Annotated in this window: 16 protein-coding genes; 10 read left to right on the top strand and 6 right to left on the bottom strand. The window is 61.2% G+C overall.

The features are described 5' to 3' along the window. Positions 1–24 precede the first annotated feature (24 nt). The 9 genes from BJ928_RS01755 to BJ928_RS01715 all read left to right on the top strand — a co-directional run bounded on the left by BJ928_RS01755 (position 25) and on the right by BJ928_RS01715 (position 11752). Positions 25–456, top strand: coding sequence for a membrane protein (locus BJ928_RS01755; protein WP_047627331.1), 432 nt, complete (start codon positions 25–27; stop codon positions 454–456). A 218-nt stretch (positions 457–674) separates the two neighbouring features. Continuing rightward, positions 675–1817: a c-type cytochrome biogenesis protein CcmI gene (ccmI, locus tag BJ928_RS01750; RefSeq protein ID WP_047627328.1), complete on the top strand. Its 1143-nt coding sequence runs from the start codon at positions 675–677 to the stop codon at positions 1815–1817. Then, the gene (gene ccmE / locus BJ928_RS01745) at positions 1814–2263 is read left to right on the top strand and encodes a cytochrome c maturation protein CcmE (RefSeq protein ID WP_047627326.1); all 450 of its coding nucleotides are present in this window, start codon (positions 1814–1816) and stop codon (positions 2261–2263) included. The genes ccmI and ccmE overlap by 4 nt, the downstream gene beginning before the upstream one ends. Further along, positions 2260–4248 carry a heme lyase CcmF/NrfE family subunit gene (locus BJ928_RS01740; protein ID WP_047627324.1) on the top strand — a complete coding sequence of 663 codons (1989 nt, stop codon included), beginning with the start codon at positions 2260–2262 and terminating at the stop codon, positions 4246–4248. Before ccmE ends, BJ928_RS01740 begins: the two co-directional genes overlap by 4 nt. A 53-nt stretch (positions 4249–4301) precedes the next feature. Beyond that, positions 4302–4751 (top strand): cytochrome c-type biogenesis protein, encoded by a 450-nt coding sequence (locus BJ928_RS01735; protein WP_047628724.1) that lies wholly within the window; start codon positions 4302–4304, stop codon positions 4749–4751. Between the two features lie 168 nt (positions 4752–4919). Beyond that, the gene (locus tag BJ928_RS01730; RefSeq protein WP_047627323.1) at positions 4920–6476 is read left to right on the top strand and encodes a Do family serine endopeptidase; all 1557 of its coding nucleotides are present in this window, start codon (positions 4920–4922) and stop codon (positions 6474–6476) included. 185 nt (positions 6477–6661) lie between these two features. Beyond that, complete coding sequence (locus BJ928_RS01725) at positions 6662–7339, top strand: response regulator transcription factor (protein ID WP_197070111.1); 678 nt, start codon at positions 6662–6664, stop codon at positions 7337–7339. Continuing rightward, the gene (locus BJ928_RS01720) at positions 7336–8751 is read left to right on the top strand and encodes an ATP-binding protein (RefSeq protein WP_047627320.1); all 1416 of its coding nucleotides are present in this window, start codon (positions 7336–7338) and stop codon (positions 8749–8751) included. Before BJ928_RS01725 ends, BJ928_RS01720 begins: the two co-directional genes overlap by 4 nt. 40 nt (positions 8752–8791) lie before the next feature. Beyond that, positions 8792–11752, top strand: a complete 2961-nt coding sequence (locus BJ928_RS01715; protein WP_047627318.1) for a bifunctional [glutamine synthetase] adenylyltransferase/[glutamine synthetase]-adenylyl-L-tyrosine phosphorylase — start codon at positions 8792–8794, stop codon at positions 11750–11752. Between the two features lie 100 nt (positions 11753–11852). On the opposite strand, the gene BJ928_RS01710 is transcribed toward BJ928_RS01715, so the two are convergent. Next, positions 11853–14168, bottom strand: coding sequence for a PAS domain-containing sensor histidine kinase (locus BJ928_RS01710; protein ID WP_047627317.1), 2316 nt, complete (start codon positions 14166–14168; stop codon positions 11853–11855). Between the two features lie 229 nt (positions 14169–14397). After that, positions 14398–17046 (bottom strand): aminopeptidase N, encoded by a 2649-nt coding sequence (gene pepN, locus BJ928_RS01705; protein ID WP_047627315.1) that lies wholly within the window; start codon positions 17044–17046, stop codon positions 14398–14400. Between the two features lie 472 nt (positions 17047–17518). Here pepN and BJ928_RS01700 point away from each other — a divergent pair, with 472 nt between their 5' ends. Next, positions 17519–18370 (top strand): hypothetical protein, encoded by an 852-nt coding sequence (locus BJ928_RS01700; protein ID WP_047627314.1) that lies wholly within the window; start codon positions 17519–17521, stop codon positions 18368–18370. 203 nt (positions 18371–18573) lie between these two features. Here BJ928_RS01700 and BJ928_RS38690 read toward each other — a convergent pair whose 3' ends face one another. The 4 genes from BJ928_RS38690 to BJ928_RS01685 form a co-directional block, all read right to left on the bottom strand. After that, positions 18574–18738, bottom strand: a complete 165-nt coding sequence (locus BJ928_RS38690; protein WP_183079350.1) for a hypothetical protein — start codon at positions 18736–18738, stop codon at positions 18574–18576. Between the two features lie 60 nt (positions 18739–18798). Beyond that, a complete protein-coding gene (locus BJ928_RS01695; RefSeq protein WP_047627312.1) occupies positions 18799–18990 on the bottom strand; it encodes a hypothetical protein in 192 nt (63 codons plus the stop codon). A 140-nt stretch (positions 18991–19130) separates the two neighbouring features. Beyond that, on the bottom strand, positions 19131–20021 hold the full coding sequence (locus tag BJ928_RS01690) for a uracil-DNA glycosylase (RefSeq protein WP_047627310.1): 891 nt from the start codon (positions 20019–20021) through the stop codon (positions 19131–19133). Between the two features lie 55 nt (positions 20022–20076). Then, positions 20077–21366 carry an Hsp70 family protein gene (locus BJ928_RS01685; RefSeq protein WP_047627308.1) on the bottom strand — a complete coding sequence of 430 codons (1290 nt, stop codon included), beginning with the start codon at positions 21364–21366 and terminating at the stop codon, positions 20077–20079. Between the last annotated feature and the right edge of the window lie 50 nt (positions 21367–21416).

Here is a 21416-nt window from a genome sequence, read left to right as displayed (position 1 = left end):
GCTTTTTGATACTGGTTCGGTTGTATGAAGCTTCGTACCTTTTTTCTGGTCGTCCCCTCTCTTTTCGCCGCGATTGCGCTTTCCGGTTGCTCGACGACGAGCGGCACGGGGAGCGGCAAGAGCTTGTTTTCGTCTGCGAAGCCTCCGGCCTCGGCAACCTTCATCAATGCTCTTGATGGTGGCATCGTCGAACGCACCGGCATCAAGCTCAACGACAACGACAAGCAGCGAGCGCTGGAAGCGGAATATCGGGCGCTTGAGACCTCGCCGCTCGGTCAGCCCGTGGCTTGGAAGGGTAGGGACGCCAGCGGTGAAGTCATCGCAGCCGCACCCTATCAGGTGGGTTCGCAGAATTGCCGGCAATATACCCATACGGTTACGGTCGAAGGCAAGCCGACCATGGCACGCGGTGCGGCCTGTCGCAATGATGACGGTACCTGGACGCCGCTGAACTGAGATCTCATCTTTGCGGGAGAGAGTGCGGCAGCGCTGCAACGAGGCCGTTGCGCTGTCGAACTGCTCTCGGATATTGGGTCAATCGTCGTTTCATTCGATCTTTGGGCACTGTGCACCTGCCTGGAAAAACATACGCCAAGCGCGGCCAAACGCCTCAAATCTTCGTCAGATAGCCTTTCCCGGTTGGAATAAGCGCGCCGTTAAAGTATTGGGCGTTTATGCTGTTCTGGATTCTCGTGGCCGTTCTGACGGCTGTTGTCGGCGCTGTGCTGCTCTACCCTCTTCTGCGTGGTGCGAAAGAGGCGGAGGACTGTCGTTCCGGAGAGGCCGAGGTCTACCGGGATCAGCTTCGCGAGCTGGACCGCGATCTGGCTGGTGGTCTCATCTCGGTGCAAGAGGCCGGCTATGCCCGCGCCGAGATCGGCCGGCGTCTCATTGCGGCCGCCAAGGACGAGAAGACGGAGGCGAAATCGCCTGTTCATGGTGGCTATCGTCTCGCCCAGGCCTTCATCATTGTCATTCTTCCGGCCGTAGGCCTCTGTCTCTATCTCGCCAATGGCGATCCCGGCTTGCCGGCGCAACCGCTGGAAGCGCGGCTTGAAAAGCCCGGAAACGATCTCGCCATTTCGATCGTCAAGATCGAGCAGCATCTGGCCAGGAACCCGGATGACGCCAAGGGCTGGGAGGTTCTCGCGCCGATCTACTTCAAGACAAACCGTATCGGCGATGCCGAGCTTGCCTATCGCAACGTCATCCGCCTGTTGGGGCCGAATGCTGCGCGTCTCGGCGATCTGGGTGAAGTTCTCGTGGTGAAGGCCAACGGGGTCGTGACGGCGGAGGCGCGGGGTGTGCTGCAGCAGTCGCTGGCGCTCGATGCCGCAAATCCCCGTACGCTTTTCTATCTGGCACTGGCGCTGGAACAGGAGGGTAAGGCAGCGGACGCGAAGACGGCCTTCGAGGCTCTGGCGAAACAGTCGCCGCCGAGTGCGCCCTGGCTCGCCGCCGTTAACGAGCATATCGTCAAGAATGGGGGCCAGGCCGTGGCATCCGCGAATGCCAACGCTCCCGGCAATCCAACCGCGGAGGATGTCGCCGCGGCGAATGCGCTGAGCAGCGGCGATCGCCAGCAGATGATCCGGGGCATGGTCGATAGCCTTGATGCCAAGCTCAAGGAAGACCCGAAGAATTTCGAAGGCTGGATGCGGCTGATCCGCTCCTACGCCGTCTTGAACGACCGGGATCGTGCCGTGGACGCGCTGAAGCGCGGCCTTGCGGCTTTCCCGGCCGATGGAGGAGAAGGTCAGCAGCTTCTGGCGCTGGCCAAGGAATTGGGACTGCCGACGGAGGTGACGCAGCAATGACCCGCAAGCAGAAACGCCTGGCAGTCATTGCCGGCGGCATGGGTTTCATAGCCGCCGCCGTGCTGCTCGTCCTCTTCGCCTTCAGCCAGTCGGTCGCCTATTTCTACATGCCAGCGGATTTGGCCAAGACGCCGGTCGGCGCCGGAACGCTGATCCGCTTGGGCGGCCTTGTCGGCGAGAGGTCGATCGTTCGTGGTCAGGGCACGCAGGTTCAGTTCACGGTGACCGATGGTACCGATACGATCAAGGTCAAGTATGACGGCATCCTGCCGGATCTGTTCCGCGAGGGGCAGGGGGTCGTGACCGAAGGCAAGTTCGAGCCGGGCAGCGACGTTTTCGTTGCCGACAGCGTGCTCGCCAAGCATGATGAGCGCTACATGCCGAAGCAGGTCGCCGACAAGCTGAAAGCCGATGGCGTGTGGAAGGGCGAGGAGGCCAGCCAATGATCATCGAGCTCGGACATTATGCCCTGGTGCTGGCGCTCGCGACCGCCCTCATCGTCTCCATCCTGCCCGTGATCGGTGCCCGGCGCGGTGACGTGTCGATGATGGATATCGCGCCGATCGGCTCGATCGTCATGTTCCTGCTGGTTGCCTTCTCCTTCGCCGTGCTGACCTACGCTTACGTCGCCTCCGATTTCTCCGTCCTCAACGTCTGGGCCAATTCCCATTCGCTGATGCCGCAGATCTTCAAGATTTCCGGCGTATGGGGCAATCACGAGGGATCGATGATGCTCTGGCTGCTGATCCTGGCTCTGTTTAGCGCGCTCGTCGCGCTTTTCGGACGCAATCTGCCTGACGTGCTGCGCGCCAACGTGCTTGCCGTGCAGGCCTGGATCTCCTCGGCCTTTCTGGTCTTCATCCTGCTCACGTCCAATCCCTTCATTCGACTGAACCCGGCACCTGCCGAGGGCAAGGACCTCAACCCCATTCTTCAGGATATCGGGCTGGCGATCCATCCGCCTTTGCTCTATCTCGGTTATGTCGGCTTCTCCGTTTGCTTCTCCTTTGCCGTTGCAGCGCTTCTGGAAGGCCGTATCGATGCCGCTTGGGCGCGCTGGGTGCGGCCATGGACATTGGCCGCCTGGAGCTTCCTGACGCTCGGCATCGCCATGGGCTCCTACTGGGCCTATTACGAGCTCGGCTGGGGCGGCTGGTGGTTCTGGGACCCGGTGGAAAATGCCTCCTTCATGCCCTGGCTTGCCGGCACCGCCCTACTGCATTCTGCGCTGGTCATGGAGAAGCGCGACGCCCTGAAAATCTGGACGGTGCTGCTGGCGATCCTGACCTTCTCGCTCTCGCTGCTTGGCACCTTCCTCGTCCGTTCCGGCGTGCTGACATCAGTGCATTCCTTCGCCAGCGATCCGACACGCGGCATCTTCATTCTCTGCATTCTCCTCGTCTTCATCGGCGGTGCGCTGTCGCTCTTTGCCCTGCGCGCGCCGAAGCTTGCCGCCGGCGGCCTGTTCGCGCCAATCTCGCGCGAGGGCGCGCTGGTGCTGAACAATCTGATCCTGACAGTTGCCTGCGGCACGGTGCTGACCGGCACGCTCTATCCGCTCGCCCTCGAAACGCTGACCGGCGACAAGATCTCCGTCGGCCCGCCCTTCTTCAACATGACCTTCGGGTTGCTGATGACGCCGATCCTGATCGCCGTGCCGTTCGGCCCGCTGCTTGCATGGAAACGCGGCGATCTTCTCGGCGCGCTGCAGAGGCTTTATGTCGTCGCGGGCCTTGCATTCCTGGCGGGCCTTGTCCTGTTCTATATCAAGCACGGCGGACCGGTGTTGGCTGCTCTCGGCCTCGCCGCCGGCTTCTTCCTGGTCTTCGGTGCCTTGGCCGATCTCTGGTATCGCGCCGGCGTCGGCAAGGTGGCGGCCGGTGTCGCCTGGCGCCGGCTGAGCGGGCTGCCGCGCTCTGCTTTCGGCACGGCACTTGCCCATGCGGGTCTTGGTATCACCGTACTCGGCATCGTCGCTGTGACGACCTTCGAGGCGGAACATATTACCAGCATGAAGCCGGGCGAGACGGCGGAGCTGGGCGGCTACAGCCTGCGTTTCGACGGGATGCAGCCGGCGGTCGGCCCGAACTATACGGAGGATCGAGCACATTTCACGATCAGCCGCGGCGGAGTCGCCTTTGCTGAAATGTCGTCTTCCAAGCGTGTCTTCACCGCGAGCCGCACGGCCACCACCGAATCCGGCATTCTGACACTGGGTCTCAATCAACTCTACGTATCGGTCGGCGACGCCAGCCAGGATGGCGGTATGGTCGTGCGCATCTGGTGGAAGCCGTTCATCCTCTGCATCTGGATGGGGGCACTCGTCATGGCGATTGGCGGCTTCGTATCGCTGAGTGATCGCCGCCTGCGCGTCGGCGCGCCGAGCCGCAAGGCGAAGCCGGTTCGCCCGGCGATGGAGCCCGCCGAATGAGCAGCGATCGGGCGAGATCGCGCTTTGCCCGCTTTCGGGGTCTCGGCGGCACCATGAGGGTGCTTCTCTGTCTTGTCGGGCTTCTGTTGCCGATGAGCGCCTTTGCCGTCAATCCGGATGAGGTCCTGCCCGATCCGGCTATGGAAGCGCGGGCGCGAACGATCTCCGCTGAGTTGCGCTGCATGGTTTGCCAGAATCAATCCATCGATGATTCCAACGCCGATCTCGCCCGCGACCTGCGCTTGCTCGTGCGCAAGCGCCTCACCGATGGCGATAGCGATCAGCAGGTGCTCGATTATATCGTCTCCCGCTATGGCGAATTTGTCCTGCTCAAGCCGCGCCTGAGTGAAAAGACCTATATTCTCTGGGGCGCGCCGATCGTGCTCTTCGTCGTAGGCGGACTGGCCCTTGCCGTCTATGCGCGCCGTCGTGCCGGCAAACCCACCGGCAGACCCCTGAGCGCCGAGGAAGAAGCGCAATTGAAAGACATCCTGGGAAAGTGACGCGGCCGTCATCTTTCGTCACGTCATTGCAACGATTTCCTTACATTACGAATTTTTCATGGGGCGGACAGTTCGCTGTAAGGTGTCACGCCCTATATCTGTACCATGACGAACCATAGCCGGTTGCGCCGGCGCAAATCCGACGAGAAAAGAAGAGGTAACTCGCATATGTTCAGGAATATCAAGGACACCTTGTCCCGCAGCACCGCTATGAAGGCTTCCGTCGTCGCCGGCCTCGCTGTCGCTGCTCTGGCTACGGGTGTTCCGGCTGTGGTCACCGGTGCCTACGCCGATGCCGTCAATGTTCAGGCGCCGCAGGTTCCGAGCTTTGCCAATGTGGTGGATGCAGTGTCGCCGGCCGTCGTTTCGGTTCGTGTCGAATCCCGTATCAACCCGGTTGCCGATGACGATGATTCCTTTGGTCTCGGCCGTGGCTTCGATGATCTTCCTGATGACCACCCGCTGAAGAAGTTCTTCCGCCAGTTCGAACAGCAGCAGGGCCGCGGTCAGCAGCATGGCCAGAACCAGCCCAAGAGCCCCGAGGACAAGGGCCGACTGCGCCCGGTCGCTCAAGGGTCCGGCTTCTTCGTCTCGGAAGATGGCTACATCGTCACCAACAATCACGTCGTTTCCGACGGCGCCGCCTTCGTCGTTGTCCTCAATGATGGCACCGAACTCGATGCCAAGCTCGTCGGCAAGGATAGCCGCACCGATCTTGCCGTCCTGAAGGTCGATCCCAAAGGCAAGAAGTTCACCTATGTCGGCTGGGCCGACGACTCCAAGGTCCGCGTCGGCGATTGGGTCGTTGCCGTCGGCAATCCCTTCGGTCTCGGCGGCACGGTGACCGCAGGTATCGTATCGGCTCGCGGCCGCGACATCCATTCCGGCCCCTATGACGACTACATTCAGATCGATGCGCCGGTGAACAAGGGCAATTCCGGCGGCCCGACCTTCAACCTCAACGGTCAGGTGGTCGGCATCAATACGGCCATCTTCTCGCAGTCGGGCGGCAGCGTCGGCATCGCCTTCGCCATTCCGGCCACCACCGCCAAGGACGTCGTGACCGATCTGATCAAGACCGGCACGGTTTCGCGCGGTTGGCTTGGCGTACAGATCCAGCCCGTCACCAAGGATATCGCCGAATCCCTCGGCCTTTCCGAAGCGAGCGGTGCGCTCGTCGTTTCCCCGCAGGACGGTTCGCCGGGCCAGAAGGCCGGCATCAAGAACGGCGACGTCGTCACTGCCGTCAATGGCGATCCGGTCAAGGACCCGCGCGATCTCGCGCGCCGCATCGGCGCCATGCAGCCGGGCTCCAAGGTCGAGGTTTCGCTGTGGCGCGGCGGCAAGTCGCAGTCGGTCACGGTTGAGCTCGGCACGCTGCCGGCCGATCAGAACCAAGCTTCCAACGACGATTCTCAGCAAGATCAGCAGCCGCAGCAGCCGTCTTCTGAAAAGGCTCTCGCCGACCTCGGTCTTACCGTCGGCCCCTCCGATGATGGCAAGGGGGTCGCGATCACTGCGGTCGACCCCGACTCCGATGCCGCCGACAAGGGCGTGAAGGAAGGCGAGAAGATCACCTCGGTCAACAACCAGCAGGTTTCGAACGCGGGCGACATCGCCAAGGTCATCGAGCAGGCGAAGAAGGACGGCCGCACGCGCGCCCTGTTCCAGATTCAGTCCGGTGACGGCAGCCGCTTCGTTGCCCTGCCGATCAACGCCGGCTGATCTCCTCAGTCGATAGAATGCATTTGGGAAGCCGCGCAGGCCACGGCTTGCGCGGCTTCCTTTTTGAACATGTCAAAGATGACTGGCTCCAAGGCAGGTGAAAGATGACAACCGCTGGCCAACATGCCGTGAACTCTTCCGATTCTGGTTGTGCCGAGGCTGCCTCGGCAGGTAATGTCGCTCACATGAAGATTCTGATCATCGAAGACGATCTCGAAGCGGCGGCCTATCTCACCAAGGCGTTTCGCGAGGCAGGCATCATTGCCGATCACGCGAGCGACGGCGAGAGCGGTCTCTTCATGGGCACCGAGAACACCTACGATGTCGCCATCATCGATCGCATGTTGCCGCGACGCGACGGGCTGTCCGTCATCAGCGAACTGCGCCGCAAGGGCGTGCATACGCCGGTCCTCATCCTTTCCGCGCTCGGCCAGGTCGACGATCGCGTCACGGGCCTGCGCGCCGGCGGCGACGATTATCTGCCGAAGCCCTATGCTTTCAGCGAGCTGCTGGCACGTGTCGAGGTGCTCGGCCGCCGCAAGGGTACGCCGGAGCAGGATGTTCTCTACCGTGTCGGCGATCTCGAACTCGATCGCCTCTCGCATGAGGTGCGCCGTGGCGGCAAGGAAATCCTGCTGCAGCCGCGCGAATTCCGCCTGCTGGAATATCTGATGAAGAATGCCGGCCAGGTCGTGACCCGCACCATGCTGCTCGAAAATGTCTGGGACTATCATTTCGATCCGCAGACGAATGTGATCGACGTCCACGTTTCGCGCCTGCGTTCCAAGATCGAGAAGGATTTCAGCCAGCCGTTGCTGAAGACGATCCGCGGCGCCGGGTACATGATCAAGGACGAGGGATGAGCCGCTTCCGCGTCCTCTTCAAGTCCACTGCAGTCCGACTTTCAGCCCTTTACATCCTTCTCTTTGCGCTTTGCGCCGCGACGCTTGTCTTTTACGTCACGGCCATGTCCGAACGGCTGCTGACGGGGCAGATCCGCGACGCCGTCCAGCAGGAGGTCAATCAGGTCAAGCGCGCGTACGACATCGGCGGGCTGAACCTGCTTCTGCGCACCATGGAGCGGCGTGCGCGCCAGCCAGGCGCCAACCTTTATGTCATTGCTGGCCCCTCCGGCGATATCCTGGCCGGTAACGTCGCCTCGGTGCAGCCTGGCGTGCTTGGCGCCGCCGGTTGGACGGAACTGCCCTTCATCTATGAGCGCTATACCGACGCCTCCAACGATCCGGAGCGCCAGCACTTGGCGATCGCCAATATCTTCATCCTCGACAATGGTCTGCGCATCCTGATCGGCCGCGACCTTGGCGAGCCGGAACGGTTCCGTGTGCTGGTGCGCCAGGCGCTGATGCTGGCTCTGGCGATCATGGGTCTCGGCGCGCTGGTCATCTGGTTTGGTATCGGCCGCAACGCGCTGAAGCGCATCGACCGCATGACGGATGCCAGTCGCAAGATCATGGCGGGCGATCTCTCGCAGCGCCTGCCCGTCGGCGGCTCCGGCGACGAATTCGACCGCATGTCCGCATCGCTGAACGCCATGCTCGGGCGCATCGAGAAACTGAACGAGGGGCTGCGGCAGGTCTCCGACAATATCGCGCATGACCTGAAGACTCCGCTCACGCGCCTGCGCAACAAGGCCGCCGATGCGCTCGACAATGCCGACACCGACGGTCGCCGCACCGCGCTTGAGGGTATCATCGGCGAATCCGATCAGCTGATCCGCACGTTCAACGCGCTCCTCATGATTTCTCGCGTCGAGGCGGGATCGGTGGCTGCCGAAATGACGGCCGTCGACCTGTCCTCCATCGTTGCCGATACGGCCGAACTCTATGAGCCGGTCGCCGAGGAAGCAGGCCTGACGTTGACGGCTGATATCCCGCCCGAGGTCGAGGTGCAGGGTAATCGCGAGCTCATTGGCCAGGCGCTTTTCAATCTGATCGACAACGCCCTCAAATATGCGACGGGCTGCAATGGCGAGCAGACGATCACCTTCAAGCTGGCGCATACGAGTGAAGCCGTGACGCTTGCGGTCGCCGACCACGGGCCAGGCATTCCCGCGCATCAGCGCGCCGATGTCGTCAAGCGCTTCTTCCGTCTGGACGAGAGCCGCTCCAAGCCGGGTACGGGCCTTGGCCTGGCGCTGGTGGAGGCCGTCATGGAGTTGCATGGCGGCCGGCTGGAGCTTTCGGACACCGTTCCCGATAGTCCGGATGCAAAGGGATTAACGGTCACCATGATCTTCCCCATGCAGAAACAATAGGTTAATCCTGCAGTATCCGCCTGCTGTTGGGGAGAACTGCATGACGACGACGCAAAGCGACTTGCTGCGGGATGTTTCGCCCGGACGGTTGCGCCCGCTGAACCAGACGGAAGCGAAGTCTACGCTTGCGGATCTCAAGCAGATTGCCGGGGCTGAGCCTGTCGTCGCCGATCTGCTTGCAGGCGAGAGCCCGTTGCGGGATTTTGTCGTCGCCGCGCTTGCCCTTTCTCCTCATCTGCGAGAAATCGCCAATCTCGAACCGCGGCTGCTCGTCGCCGCGATCGAGAAGCCGTTGTCGCCGCAGATCGAAGCCTTGGTCGAGGCAGCCAGGCGCGCCTGGTTGCCGGCGGAAGGCGAAGACGCTTCTCCTTCCGAATCCGAGGTGATGAGCCGTTTGCGTATCGCCAAGCGCCGCGCCTCGTTTCTGGTCGCGCTCGCCGATCTCGCGCGCATCTACGATGGCAAGGTGACGACGCGCTGGCTGAGCAGGCTTGCGGAGGCTTCCATCTCCGCTGCCATCGATCATCTGCTGCTGTCGGCGCACGAGGCCGGCAAGATCGTGATTCCCGATCCTGCCGCGCCGAGCCAAAGATCCGGCCTGATCGTGCTCGGCATGGGCAAGCTCGGCGCGGAAGAGCTGAACTATTCCTCCGATATCGATCTGGTCGTCTTCTTCGACGAGATGGCGGGCATCGTTCCCGATCCGGATGACGCGATCGACATCTTTCCGCGGTTGATGCGGCGGCTGGTGCGCATCCTGCAGGAACGTACGGCGGACGGTTACGTCTTCCGCACCGATCTTCGTCTGCGTCCCGATCCCGGCTCGACGCCGCTTGCGATCCCGGTGGACGCTGCGATGATCTATTATGAGGGCAGGGGCCAGAACTGGGAGCGCGCCGCCTTCATCAAGGCGCGTCCCGTTGGTGGCGACATTGCCGCCGGTCAGGCTTTCATCCGCGATCTCGTGCCTTTCGTCTTCCGCAAGTATCTGGATTATGCCGCGATTGCAGACATCCATTCCATCAAGCGCCAGATCCATGTGCACAAGGGACATGGGGCGATCGCGGTCAAGGGCCACAACGTCAAGCTTGGCCGCGGCGGCATCCGTGAGATCGAGTTCTTCGTGCAGACGCAGCAGCTGATCGCCGGCGGCCGCATGCCGGCATTGCGTTCGCGCTCGACGGAGCAAACCCTTTCGGAACTGACCGAGGCGAAGTGGATCGATGCGGAAACGCGCGACGAACTGACCGCGGCCTACTGGTTCCTGCGTGATGTCGAGCATCGCATCCAGATGGTGCGCGACGAGCAGACGCATCTGCTGCCGGAAACAGATGCGGAGCTTCGGCGCATCGCGTACATGATGGGTTTCGCCGATGTGCCGAGCTTTTCCGAAGCGCTGGTGGCGACATTGAAGACGGTCGAGCGTCGTTATGCGCGCCTGTTCGAGCAGGAAACCAAGCTTTCGTCCGAAACGGGCAATCTGGTCTTTACCGGCCAGGGCGACGATCCCGATACGCTGGAGACGCTGCGCCGCCTGGGCTTCGAAAGGCCGTCCGACATCGCCAATGTCATCCGCACCTGGCATTACGGCCGATATCGCGCCACGCAATCGGTCGAAGCGCGCGAACGGCTGACGGAACTGACGCCGGAGCTATTGCGGGTCTTCGGCGAAAGCAAACGGGCCGACAAGGCGTTGCTGCGTTTCGACAGCTTCATATCCGGCCTGCCGGCGGGCATCCAGCTCTTTTCGCTGCTCAGCACCAATCCGGCGCTGCTTTCGCTGATCGTCAACATCATGTCGTCGGCGCCGCGACTTGCCGAGATCATCGCAGCCAAGCCGCATGTCTTTGACGGCATGCTGGACCCGAGGCTCATGGCCGAGCTGCCGACGCGCGATTATCTGGCCGAACGCTTGAAGAGCTTTCTGGCTCCGGCAAGGCATTATGAAGAGACGCTGGACCTGCTGCGCATCTTTGCGTCCGAACAACGCTTCCTGATCGGCATTCGGCTGCTGACGGGTGCGATCGGCGGCATCATGGCGGCCCGCGCCTTTACCTTCCTTGCCGATCTGATCGTTGAGGCAGCGCTGGACGCCGTCATGCAGGAAATACGTGCGGCCCATGGCGAATATCCCGGCGGCCGGGTTGCCGTCGTCGGAATGGGCAAGCTCGGCAGTTTCGAACTCTCGGCCGGCTCCGACATCGATATTATCCTCCTCTATGACTACGACGATGCGGCAGGAGAATCCTCCGGTCCCAAGCCGCTGGACGCCATGCGTTATTTCACGCGCATCACCCAGCGCCTGATTGCCGCTCTTTCCGCGCCGACGGCCGAGGGGGTGCTCTACGAGGTCGACATGCGCCTGCGGCCTTCGGGCAACAAGGGCCCGGTCGCCACGCGCATTAACTCCTTCGAGAAGTATCAGCGCGAGGAAGCCTGGACCTGGGAGCACATGGCGCTTTCGCGGGCGCGGCTGATCTGCGGCGACGAGGAATTGGTGAACGATGCCGAACGCGTCATCGGCGAGGTTCTTTCGACAAAGAGAGACGTTACCAAGATCGCCAAGGATGTCCGCGAGATGCGTGCGCTCATCGAGCAGGAAAAGCCGGCGGAGAGCATCTGGGATCTGAAGCTCATCCCCGGCGGCCTGATCGATATCGAATTCATCGCGCAATATCTGCGCCTGATCGCGCCCGTCCGCGGCGTCGGCATCGATGCAAACGGCCTCAGCACGGCCGAAGCGCTGAAATTGCTCGGCGGCAGCCTGATGGACCGCAATGATCTGGACGTCTGCCTCAAGGCCCTGCACCTTTATACGGAAGTGTCGCAGCTGATCCGCCTCTGCATCGACGGCACCTTCGATCCGAAGAATACGCCGTCCGGCCTGATCGAACTGGTTTGCCGCGCCGGCGACTGCCCGGACATCCGCACGCTGGAAGCGGAGTTGAAGCGCTTGTCGAAGGCGGTGCGCAAGGTGTTCCAGGCGACGGTCGGAAGCTAAAGCATGTCGCGCAAAAGTGCGCAGCGGTTTTGCGATAACGACATGCGCAAAATCAAGGGCCTAAAGCGCCAGAACCGAATCTGAAAGGTCGCGACGCGCTTTAGCGCTGATCCGGGATGCGGATCGCGATCACCGTGCCGATGCCTTCGCGCGAGCGGATGCGCATGCGACCGTGATGGAGCGCTGTCAGCGACCGGGAAATGGCGAGCCCGAGACCGGAGCCGCCCTTGCTCTTGGCATATTGGCTCTGCACTTGCTCGAAGGGCTGACCGATCTTGCTCAGTGCCGATTTCGGAATGCCGATGCCCGTGTCGGCGATGACGAGCATGACCGCATCCTCGGTTCTGCGCGTACGAACCGCGATGCGACCGCCATCATTGGTGAACTTCACGGCATTGGAGAGCAGGTTGAGCACGATCTGCTTCATCGCGCGCCGATCTGCATTCAACTTGATGTCGGATGGAATGGTCTGTTCGACGAGGATGTTCTTCTGCGCGGCCGGAATGCGGGTGAAACGCAGGCATTCCTCGATGAGCGGTGCGAGATTGATCTGCTCGCAGGAGAGCTTCATGTGCCCGGCTTCGATCTTCGACATGTCAAGAATGTCGTTGATGACGTTGAGCAGATGCTTGCCGCTGTCGTGAATGTCCTTGGCATATTCGTTGTAGCGGGCGGAGCCGAGCGGACCGAACATCTGGTCCTGCAGGATTTCCGAGAAGCCGAGGATTGCGTTGAGCGGCGTACGCAGCTCGTGCGACATGTTGGCGAGGAACTCCGATTTCGCCCTGTTGGCGGCTTCGGCGCGTTCTTTTTCCGCGAGATAGTTGGTGTTGGCGGTCGAAAGCTCCGCCTTCTGCTTTTCCAGAATCTGCCGGGAGGCGGAGAGATCGTTGATGGTTGCCATCAGCCGGCGCTCGGACTCGCGAAGGCGTTCCTGGTTGCGCTTGAGCTGGGTGATATCGGTGCCGACGGAGACGAGGCCGCCGTCACGCGTGCGGCGTTCGTTGATCTGCAGCCAGCGTTCATCGGCAAGCTGCACTTCGGTTGTCTGAGAATGGTTGGAACGGCCGGGATCGACGATGCGGCGCTCGATGACCGGACGCGCTGCCGCCGCATTGACGACGGCGCGTTCCGTGCCCGGTACGAGCACGGTGTCCGGCAGTCCGTAGGCCTGCTGGTAATGCGCATTGCACATGACGAGGCGATCATTCTTGTCCCATAGCACGAAGGCTTCGGACGTGCATTCGATGGCGTCGGCGAGGCGCTGGTCGGCCTCGGCGTAGCGCTGGGCAAGCCGATGCTGCTCGGTGACGTCCATGGCGATGCCGATCATGTGCACGCGGCCGGAATTGGTGCGGATGACCTGGGCGCGGGCCCGCATCCAGACATAATGCCCCTTGGCGTGGCGGATGCGCAGGATCTGATCCACCTGGCCGGCATTGCCGCGGGTGACGGTGCGGGCAAGCATATGCAGGCTGTTATCGTCGGGATGCATCAGCCGGGCGGCATCCGTAAAGGCGAGCGGCTTGTCGGCGACCGGAAGCCCGAGCATGTCGTACATCGACCGCGACCAGAAAAACTGGCGGCTGGTGAAATCGAAATCCCAAAGGCCGCAGCGCCCGCGAGACAGCGCCGTCTCGACCCGCAGGTTGGATTCGAGGAAGATCTCGTCCGCGTCGCGGGCCCGCCTAACTTGGGTGTAATAGGCGTAGAGAATGACGAGCAGGATCGAGGAAATGCCGGCAAACAGCGTGACGTTCAACGTCAGCTCGTCGCGCCAGAGCTTGTCGATCTGATCCATCGATGCGGCCGAGAGAATGAAATCGCCCTTGTCGCCGATCAGGGAGATCGCCGCATAATAGGGCTCGCCGCCGATCATCGTCTCGATCACGCCGGCATGGTCGCCGAAACTGCGGATGGCCGTCACTTCCGGAAAGAAATCGGAGACCAGCATGCCGATATAGCCCGAGCCGGCGGCGGAAGAGCCGAATACCCGGCCTGTCGATTGCACCAGCAGCACGAAGGCGCCGGTATCCAGCCGATCCTGCGGCAGGTAGGAGGACAGCTTACGTTCCGCGCCGCTGCGGTCGCCGGCTTGGAACAGGCTGGCGTCGTTCGAAAAGGCGGCGGATGCGGCGGCAATCGAGAGCGACGTCGTGCGGCGAGCCGAAGCCGCCATCCGGCTATGCTCGGTGATCATGCCGAAGAAATGCGATGCGGCGACGACCATCAGGAAGGAAACGATGAGGACCGGAATGATGCGCTTGAGAATATGCTCCGTCTGCGGGAAGCGACGAGACATCGTCTCCATCCGCACTCCGGTTCGATCGGTAACGCCGCTATGCCAGGATTTCAGACCGTCGAAATTAACACGCAGCCGTCCATCGGCCGCGGTTGCCCGCCGCACGTCCACCATCGCTTTAGCCTTGTCCCTCGTATGATTCGCTGCGCCGCTCGCCCGAATCTGCCTTAATGAATCATTCGTGATTCGGCTTGTCCAGAGGGTGAAGTAAAACTTTCTTAACCATCTGCAATTTCAGTATATTTTACACACGCAGCGGTAAGTTGCATGAATTCGGGACTCGTTGAAGCTGAAAAGGCCGATGCAAATCGGCCTTCAAAATCGGTGACGCGAGCGCTTCAGATCACTCCTTGAGGATGCGGTCCACGATATCGCGCACGTCGGTCGAGAGATTGTTCGAACGCTCGATCCGTATCAGTGCCGAGCGGGCGTGGTCGGCACGCACCGGTTCGAGCAGCCTCCAGGAACGCATCGAGGTCAGGATGCGCGCGGCAAGCTGCGGATTGCGCTGATCGATCTCGAGAATTTCGTCGGCCAGGAAATTGTATCCGGCGCCGTCTGCCCGGCCAAAACCTGTCGGGTTGGCGAAGGCGAAGGTGCCGACGAGCGCGCGCACGCGGTTCGGATTGGTGCGCTTGAAGAGGGGCGTTTCCATCAGCAGCCGAATGCGCTCGAGCGCGCCGGCGCCGGGTATCGCCGCCTGGATGGCGAGCCATTTGTCGATGACGAGGGCATTGTCTGCGAAGCGGTCACGGAAATGCGCTAGCGCTGCCGCCGTCTCTGCCGAATCCGGGAAGCGCTGCGCCAGAATGGTCAGCGCGGCGCTGAGGTCGGTCATGTTGTTGGCAGCGTCATAGGCAGCCTTCGCTCGTGTCGGCGTCTCGTCCAGTTGGGAGAGATAGCCGAGAGCCGCATTGCGCAAGGCGCGGCGGCCGGCACTCGCCGCATCCGGGGTGAAGGGGCCTGGCGTCCGCATGCCGTCATAGAGGTCGGTGAAGACATCCTGTCCAGCTTCCGCCACCAGCTTGATAATCGTCTGACGCGCGGCATGAATGGCGTCCGGATCGTTATTGCCGCCAAGCTCGCGGGCAATATCGGCCTCGCTCGGCAGGGCAAGCGCCTGAGCGCGGAAAGCCGGCTCGAGGCTTGCGTCGGCCGCGGCTGCGATCAATGCGTGGGTGAAGGCTGGATCGCAGGTGATATCAAGGCCTTGGCCTGCATCGCGCACCGCCTGCAGAAGATTGGGCAGGCCGAGGTCGATCAGTGCCTGCCAACGGGCGAAATGATCGGTCTCGTAGCGCGCGATCAATGCGAGATCGCCGGTGCTCTGGCTGAATTGCAGATTGATCGGCGTCGAGAAGCTGCGATTGAGAGACAGGACCGGCCGTGACGGAATGCCGTGGAAGGTCACGGTCTGTGTCTGCTTCGTCAGGTGCAATACGTCGTCGGTCAACTCCGCTCCGGTAACGGATGCCGGCGTAATGGCGGCGCCGCTTTCCGTGAGCAAGCCCATGCGCAGCGGAATATGCATCGGTTTCTTCGCGGTCTGGCCCGGCGTTGCCGGCACCATTTGCTCGAGCGACAATGTGAATGTCTTGGCATCGGCATCATAGGCGCCGGATGCGGTGACGAGAGGCGTTCCGGCCTGATGATACCACAGCGAAAACTGCGCAAGATCGCGGCCGCTGACATCCTCGAAGCATTTTACGAAATCTTCGATCGTCACGGCCTGGCCGTCGTACCGGTCGAAATAGAGGTCCATGCCCCTCTTGAACAGATCCCGGCCGAGCAGCGTCGCGATCATGCGCGTGACTTCGCTGCCTTTCTCGTAGACTGTTGTCGTATAGAAATTGTTGATTTCACGATAAGTCGTCGGGCGGACGGGGTGGGCGAGAGGGCCACTGTCCTCCGGAAACTGTTCCGACTTCAAATGGCGCACTTCGGCGATGCGCTTCACCGGACGCGAGCGTTGATCGGCCGAGAATTCGTGATCGCGATAGACGGTCAGGCCTTCCTTGAGGCAGAGCTGGAACCAGTCGCGGCAAGTGATGCGGTTGCCGGTCCAGTTGTGGAAGTACTCATGGGCGATGATGGCTTCGATATTGGCATAGTCGGCATCGGTCGCGGTCTCGGGATCGGCCAGCACGTATTTGTCGTTGAAGACGTTGAGGCCCTTGTTCTCCATCGCTCCCATGTTGAAGTCCGAGACGGCAACGATCATGAAGATGTCGAGATCATATTCGCGGCCGAACCGCTCTTCGTCCCACTTCATCGAACGCTTCAGCGCATCCATGGCGTAGGCGGCACGCGGCTCCTTGCCATGCTCGACATAGATCTTCAGCGCGACTTCGCGGCCGGACAGGGTCGTGAACGTGTCGTCGACAACGCCCAGATCACCTGCGACGAGCGCGAAAAGATAGCTCGGCTTCGGATGCGGGTCGAACCATGCAGCGAAGTGCTTGCCTTCGCCATAGCCGGCGCCCCCGAGGAAATTGCCGTTCGACAGCAGCAGCGGGTTGGCGGCCTTGTCGGCGATGATGTTGACCGTATAGGGCGCGAGCACGTCCGGGCGATCGGGAAAATAGGTGATGCGGCGGAAGCCTTCGGCCTCGCATTGCGTGCAATAGATGCCGCCGGTGCGATAGAGTCCCATCAGCTGCGTATTGGCTTCCGGGTTGATCACGGTGGTGATCGTCAGCTCGAAGGGCGTGCTTTCGGGCAGATCGCGGATGGTCAGGCTCTCGGGTGTCGCATCATATTGTGCAGCCGGAAGTTCCCCCTGATCGAGCAGCAGGCCGGAAAGGACCAGTTCGTCGCCATCGAGCACGAGGGGTGCCTGAGGATCCACGCCTTCGCGGCGATGGAAGATCAGCCGAGCCTCCACCTTGGTCTCTGTCGGATGCAGATCGAAGGTGAGGTCCACGCGTTCCAGAACGAAGTCGGTGGGGCGATAGTCTGCCAGATTGACGATCTGGCCGGTGTCTGTTCGCATGGTCTATCCTGATCAGGCTATGCTATGGCGGGCACTGTCCGAAGCCCTCCTCCGGACTGAAAGTGGCGGCATCATTACATCGAAATCTGAACCAAAGTTAAAGTCATATCGCAACATCGACATGTTTTGTTACGGCACAGAAAGTATTCGTCCGTGGCACCGCTTTCGTTTCAGCTATTGGCTCGACAGGCGGCAATTCTCTGCCTGCATTTGCAGGCCCGCAGTACAATTGCTACCATGCCGTTCAGAACGATCATCATGACTGCATTGCCATAAAATGCAGGCTGTTACGGTAGGGAAACAATAATTTAAAGTAAATTATTTGTTTAACCCCTTGCGATATAAGACCGTTTGCATAACTATAGCATGCTATTAGATATCGGAATTATGATCGATTCCGGTGATTTTGTTCACAAAAATGAAACATCCTCTTTCTGTCGCTTTTTAAGAAGGGCACCCCAAGGAGGCCCGATTGAGTTTTTCTATCGAGCAACTCGCTCGTCATCCCAGGTTCGTAGTGGCCTTGCGCTTTCTCTCCGAGGCATTGCGTAATCGCTATGATAGCGGCCCGAGGGTTGCACGCATGCTTGCCTCGCATCAGCGCTGGCTTTTGAGCCAGTCAGCCTATGCGCTTCATCTTGAATATGATTCCACGATTCCGGGCTCGGGCCTGACCGTTGTCGCCTTGCGCAACCTCATCACGCATTACCGCGTCGCCAGCCGCAATACGGTCCTGAGTTTCGTTGAGGAGTTGCTGACCTATCGCTTTCTGGAGTTGGCTCCAGGTCCTGCACGTCGCCCGCGCCGCTACGTGCCGACTGAAACCACCTACTCGGCGATGTTCGGTTGGTATCTTGCCAATCTGGCGGCGCTCGATCTGATCGACGATGGTGGTCGTGCGGCGGCGCTGGCTTCCGCGCCGATGCTGATGGACCGGGCGCAGCCACGCATGGCTCGCAATTGCCTGGCGACCGATATCTGGCGCGAACCTCCCGAAAGCGTCGGCCTGTTTCTTTGGACGGAATCCGGTGGCCTTGTCGTCGATTACATCATGTCCAAGCTGGACCTTACCGGAGAGGCCGGCGATCGGATCGATATCGGTCGCGTCGACGCGCGAGCCCTAGCGGCGCATTTCATGATATCGCGCACCCATTTGCAGCGTCTTCTGCGTAAGTCTGCCGACCGCGGCGATATCGGTTGGCATGACGAAGCCAAAAAGACGCGCATGTGGATATCGCGTAATTTTCTGGATGAATATTGCGGATGGCAGGCCATCAAACTGATGGCGGTCGACGAGGCTTTCGCCTGGGCGCGCTCCGCCTGAAGCGCATTGCGGTCGTTGGGATTCGCTTCCCGGATTTAGGTTATGGATTTTCCAAGTCCGCTATCCGGGAGCGGCCACACAGTTTTGCGCAGCCTGCGTTGCTGTTTCTTCAGCTCATGCAGCGGCAGATAGCGGGGAGGGGAAACTAACCGGTCCGGCGCGCGATTGGCCTGTAACGCGCAGCGCGTTCTGCCGGCCAGATTTCAAAGAGGAATGCCGGCCGCTGCGATCCGAGCGGCTCGTGAATCGCGGCCTTCGTCCTTGCGAAAATTGCGCGCGCGCTCGAATTCCTCAGCAGCTCGTACCGCCGAGCCGATGTGGCCGACGGAATCGAAGAGGGCGATGAATGAACGCAAACCCGAAGACATGATATAATTCCTGATAGTCAAACATTATGCTGAATCGCGCGCGTCATGCGCGCCTGTCGATCAGCAGGCGCGGAAATCCGCGAAAATGGTCGTCGGACGGCTGACGCGAGCCGAAACGCCGGTGCCGCGTGCGGTCATCTGCTCATTGGCGGCGATGCCGAGGTTGCGATGTCCGCTTGTGGCGCGAACTGGCTCTATGGCGCGGCGCAGGGTGTCAAACCCGCAGTGAATAGGACGAAAACGTGCAGTCATGGCCTTGGTTCCTTTTGAGATTCCTCCCAAGACACCCCGATATATTGCAACGCAACATGAGTTTTGCAATGCACAACAAAAGAATACTGCCATGTGAAAAACGCATGGCAACTGTCATTTTTCATTAATTCTAGCGAAAATCAGCCTAATATTTCAGCGTCGATATAATTCTTGAAGGCCAGCAGGTCGCTCCAGGCCAGGCGCTTGTTGATCGGGGCGGTCAGCAGTTCCTGGGGGTGCAGGCTGGCAATGGCAGGCACGGTTCGGCCGAGAATGCTGATTTCCCGCCATTGTCCGCGCAATCCATGAATGGTTTCGATACTCCCGAAGAAATGCCGGGCGGTGAAATTGCCGAGCAATAGGATAGCCTTCGGCTCGGCAAGTGCGATCTGCCGTTCTATGAACGGGCGGCATATCTCGATTTCGGGTGGAGAAGGGGCTCGATTGCCGGGTGGTCGCCACGGGATGACGTTGGCAAGCAGGATCGCATCACGCTGTAGGCCGATGGCGGCGAGCATCCTGTCGAGCAGTTGTCCCGCGCGGCCGGCAAATGGCGCACCCTCGCGATCGTCGTCGGCGCTCGGCATCGGACCGATCACCATGATCCGGCCTTCCGGCGTGCCGCTGGCAAAGATCGTCGAGCGGGCGCTGTTCTTGAGATTGCATCCATTGAAGGCTTCGATCGCGGTTTTCAATTCGCTGAGCGACCGAGCGCTCTCGGCCGCGAATCGGGCCTGTTCCACAGCCTGCTCATCGGGAATGGCGGGCGCGGCCCGCGGCGGTGGCGCAGCAGCAGGAGAAGCCGCTGGTCTTGCGGCCTGACGGCGCTCGGGTTGCGAGCGTGGAGCCGGTGCCGGAGCTTCGGTCCGTGGCTGCGCTGCCCGTGCGCCCTGTCTTGCGGCACGCATCGCTTCGAATTCCGCAAAACGGTCTACCGGTTGCTCTTCCAGCAGCCAGTCGACGCCGGCATCCGCATGAAAATGCAGAAGGGCGGCAAGTTCGGCTGGTGTGAGGTCGCTGGCGGAGATCATGAGCAAACTCTAGCCAAAGCGGCGCGGGAACGAAAGGGCAGGGTGGTCGGCTATCTCAAGCCGTCCACTGTGCGATGTCCTCGCGCTCGCCGATCAGCGCAAGACCATGGGCGATCGACAGCAATTCGCCGCCCGTCTCGATGCGCTCCTGGCCGAAGCGCTCCGTGAAGATGCGCCGCACCGCCGGCACGAAGGAGGTGCCGCCCGTCAGGAACACCTTGTCGATCGCATCGGGCGATGTGTTCGTGGTCGTCAGCACGTCGTCCAGTGCCCCTTCGATGCGGGTGAGATCTTCCGCAATCCACGTCTCGAAGTCGGCGCGACGAACGTGCTTGCGGCCGGCCTTGCCAAGCGGCGGAAAGTTGAATTCGGCCTCTTCCTCGCTCGAAAGCGCCATTTTCGTTGCCGATACGGCCTGGTAGAGCGGATAACCTTCGTCATGCTCAACGAGTTCGATGAAGGTTTCCAGCTTCTCCGGCTCCAGGCTGCTGCGCACCAGCGTCTTCAGATCGGCATATTCGCGCGAGGTCTTGAAGATTGAAAGCTGGTTCCAGCGGCCGAAATTGGCGTAATAGGATGTGGGCACTTCAAGCAGCTTGTCGAAGCTCTTGAAGAAGCTGCCCTTGCCGATCGCCGGCGAGACGATGTTGTCGATCATCCGGAAGTCGAAATGATCGCCGGCGATGCCGACGCCGGAATGGCCGATCGGGGATGCCGTCAGCTTTCCGCCATGGGTTTCGAAGCGGATGAGGGAATAGTCGGTCGTACCGCCGCCGAAATCGGCGACGAGCACCGTCGCATCCTTCTTCAGATGCTGTGCGAAATAGAAGGCGGCCGCCACAGGCTCGTAGACATAATGGATCTCCGGAAAGCCGAAACGCGACAGCGCGGCGTTGTAGCGTTCGGTGGCAAGGGCCGGGTTCGGGTTGGCGCCGGCAAAGTGCACCGGTCGCCCGGTGACGATGCGCGAGACGTTCTCCGGCCATCCCTCTCCGGCATAGGCGCGCAGGCGACGCACGAAGATTTCCATCAGGTCCTCGAAACTATGGCGCTTGGCGTAGATCAGCGTGCCCTGGAAGAGGGCGCTTGCCGCAAAGGTCTTGATCGACTGCAGGAAGCGACAGTCGCCGGGATTGTCGATGAACTGCCGGATGGCTGCATGCCCGGCCTCGACCTTCAACGCCGCCGCACCCAGCCCCGGGTCCTTCATGAAGGAGAGCGCCGTGCGCATGCTGTCGGCCGTGCCGACAGCGCTGTTGAAGGCGACCGATTGCGTCGCAGACCCATCGGCCATCGCCAGGACCGTATTCGTCGTGCCGAAGTCAAAACCAAGCGCCCGAGCCATGCCCGCACTCCCTTCCGTCTAAATTGTCTGGATTGGGGCCGAGTCCTTGG

The organism is Rhizobium sp. WW_1, assembly GCF_003610155.1.
GTDB lineage: Bacteria > Pseudomonadota > Alphaproteobacteria > Rhizobiales > Rhizobiaceae > Rhizobium > Rhizobium tropici_A.
The sequence above is the reverse complement of the archived record's forward strand: the minus strand, read 5'-3'. Positions and strand labels throughout refer to the sequence as shown.